A 2,792-nucleotide genomic window follows, 5' to 3' on the forward strand; every position below is an offset into this window, starting at 1 on the left:
CTGGAGGACCGACCGGACAAACTGAAACGTCGTCTTCCGTACGACGTGGACGATGCTGACTCGACGATGCACCTGACGGCGTCGTGGGTTTTCTCAGGACCGACGATGACCGATCTCCACGGCGACATCGAGCGTGCCATCGATCAAGAGGCGAACGAACTCCGTGAAGCGATTGCGAACGGACGAGAGTCAACACCAGTGATGGAAATTCCCGTACTGATTGGAAATTCCTATTCCGCGGTCCGTGATCTTGTCGAGGAATACGCTTCGGCGAAGAGCTATCAGGTGGCTCACCAAGGGGATATTCACGAAGGGAAACAGGATCTCGAACGGCTCGTCAGATTGTTCCTCCGTGTCCTTGGAACGGAAGATCGCCCACACCGGGCGTGTCCTCACGACGTGGCTGAGGCTATGCTCCACATTGCCCAATCCACCCAGAGTTACGATTTCCTCACTGTAAGAGACATCTCATACGGACTGTCGAATCTCCCCACGAAACGTCTCTTGCCTGAACTCCCTCCAACAGCGACGAAACTCCTCAAAACACTGCTCAACGCTGATGATCCGATGGGACGCTCTGAAATCATCGATACCGCGGATATCTCAGAGAGTAGTTACGACCGCTACATCAACGAACTTGCTGCTTGGGATATCATTGAACCCCGGGAAATCGAGGGACACCGCCGGTGGGAGGCACACTTAGAGCCGTGGTGGACACCGCAGAGTGATCGGGACGAACCCTTTGCTGACCCCGATCCAGACACGGGTATCTTGTTCGCTGAATTCCCTCGTGATGTTGCCAGTGCGGTGATGTGCCACCTCACCACCCATTACGACTTACCTGACCTCGAAACAACGTACATCGAGGGAATCCGACCAGGTGACGATATCAAGGCTCTCTTCGACGAATACGACCGGCTCAGACGATGGTGGCCATTCATCTGGGGTGCATTTGCCGATTCGGGCGATCTTGAACGAGGCCCATCTGGTACAGCAGCCTCGGACTCTACTGTCGTTCGTCTTGGTCAATCTCCAGGACCTGATGCAGCCCAATCGAGTTTCCAGGACATTTCAGAAACAGCTACCAAAAGAGATCGTCTCAGTCAACCGTCACCAGGGCTAACTAATGACTGACGACAATCGATAACTACGCAATGAATCCTCCACAACCAGCATCTGAACCGTACTCGAAAGGAGATGAAGTAACCGTGTACGTGGGTGAAGACGACCCCGACGTCCGGTACCACGGCGTCAAATGCATCGTCACTGACCGTCTGCAGGATGATCTGAACACTGAGACAGGGCGTGACCGTGACCAGTACCTCTACCGCGTAAAAAGACGGTCAACGGGCGAGGTTCTTCCCATTGATTTCCGGCACGGTGATCTTGTTCCCACGACGCCATTAGAAGAACCCTCTTCAGAAGATGATTATTGACTGCTTCTCGGCTCTAGAGGCCTTCAGAGCAAGTCTTTAAATTCGTTCGACCGTACCTCGATGTTCCTGGAAACACCGCGGTACAGCTGATGGAAGTTCATCTTCTCTGAATAGAAGTTCGGGAAGAAATAGCCATACCCTGGTTTGTCAATAAACAAGACACCAGCTACCCGGTCGAACTTCCGATCTGCGAATAGTCCTTCATCACCACTGCAGATACACGCGTCACCCTCATGTTTCAGATCAAACTTTGGATCATCAGGCTCGACCGCCTTCGAATACGTCGTCCTGCCTGATTCCGGGATATACCCGTTGTCTCGTAGATAGTCTCCCCACACGTTTCGGTGCTGATACACCGTGTCAGAGACTTCCTGATTCTGACCGCCTGTTTTGGTTCCGTGCAGCAGCTGCCGCATATCCTCCGGTTCAAGGAACGAGACATCCGCATCATAGAATAGGAGGAGGGGGCGGCCTCCACGCTGTTTTTTCACTTTGTCTTCGATCTGGTCCACGATACTGTTCTTCGGATCTAATGGAATTCGCTCAGCACCTTCCCACCGAATGATTGACCCGCCACCTCCTGTGTCTTCGAATTCAATCTGAAACCCGTTGTTATTGATTGAGGACGGCAGGTTGGACGTATCGAGATTGACGATCTTGTCCACGATGTCATCGACCAACTGCTCGTTGTGAGCAATCTCGTTTCCTTTGTACGGGATTTTGATAAAATCGTCTTTCAGTGTGATAAGCGCGGTATACTGCGTGTTGTCCAGCTTATCCTCTACCGCCACTCGTACGTTGTCTACCTTGTCCCACGACGTTCTGCTGGCAACTTCGATATCGAGTTCCCCGATATTGAACTCGTAATCCGGCTCACCCTGGGTTCCCTGGACATCGGCAGGGTACGGAGCGAACACCCAGTGCTTCAACGCGACATATGCTTTCATCTCCGCATAGAAGGACTGAAAGTTGGTTTTACTAGTTAGCCGATTTGGGTCTTTCCGTATTTCTTTTGCGGGAGTTTTCTTGGCAAGCGTGTCAATGATTTCGAGGTACTCGGTTCGATCCTGCGCGACTGCTCGCCGAAGCGTGTTTTCCTCGTCGGCATCGGCCATGAAGTTCCGCGGTAGTAGTCCCGCTATGTTCGGGTAGTCGGATTTGAATTGTCCGTATTGCATGGAGTTCTTCTTGATACCAAGATTTGATCCTGTGATTATGAATCGGAGGGATGCGTGAATTCAGAATAGACCTTCTACCCAACACCTTCGAAACACCCTCATCACGTGAAACTGGGTGACTGCGTAGTGGTGAGTTTCCCATACCTTGATAAGAGTAAGGTGGCTTTCAAGTGGTATG

General features: G+C 51.9%; 2 protein-coding genes and 1 pseudogene. 2 read left to right on the plus strand and 1 reads right to left on the minus strand.

Features of this window, described 5'->3' with window-relative positions:
• Positions 1-1,134 (plus strand): annotated as a pseudogene (locus ACFR9S_RS08025) (plasmid replication protein RepH); the annotation flags it as partial.
• A gap of 80 nt (positions 1,135-1,214) precedes the next feature.
• Entirely contained in the window at positions 1,215-1,436 is a 222-nt protein-coding gene (locus ACFR9S_RS08030) for a hypothetical protein (protein ID WP_241729604.1), read from the plus strand.
• Positions 1,437-1,459: 23 nt separating this feature from the next.
• On the opposite strand, the gene ACFR9S_RS08035 is transcribed toward ACFR9S_RS08030, so the two are convergent.
• Positions 1,460-2,614 (minus strand): hypothetical protein, encoded by a 1,155-nt coding sequence (locus ACFR9S_RS08035; protein ID WP_379818392.1) that lies wholly within the window; start codon positions 2,612-2,614, stop codon positions 1,460-1,462.
• Positions 2,615-2,792: the final 178 nt, after the last annotated feature.

Source organism: Halolamina salina (genome assembly GCF_042678005.1).
Classification (GTDB): Archaea; Halobacteriota; Halobacteria; order Halobacteriales; family Haloferacaceae; genus Halolamina; species Halolamina salina.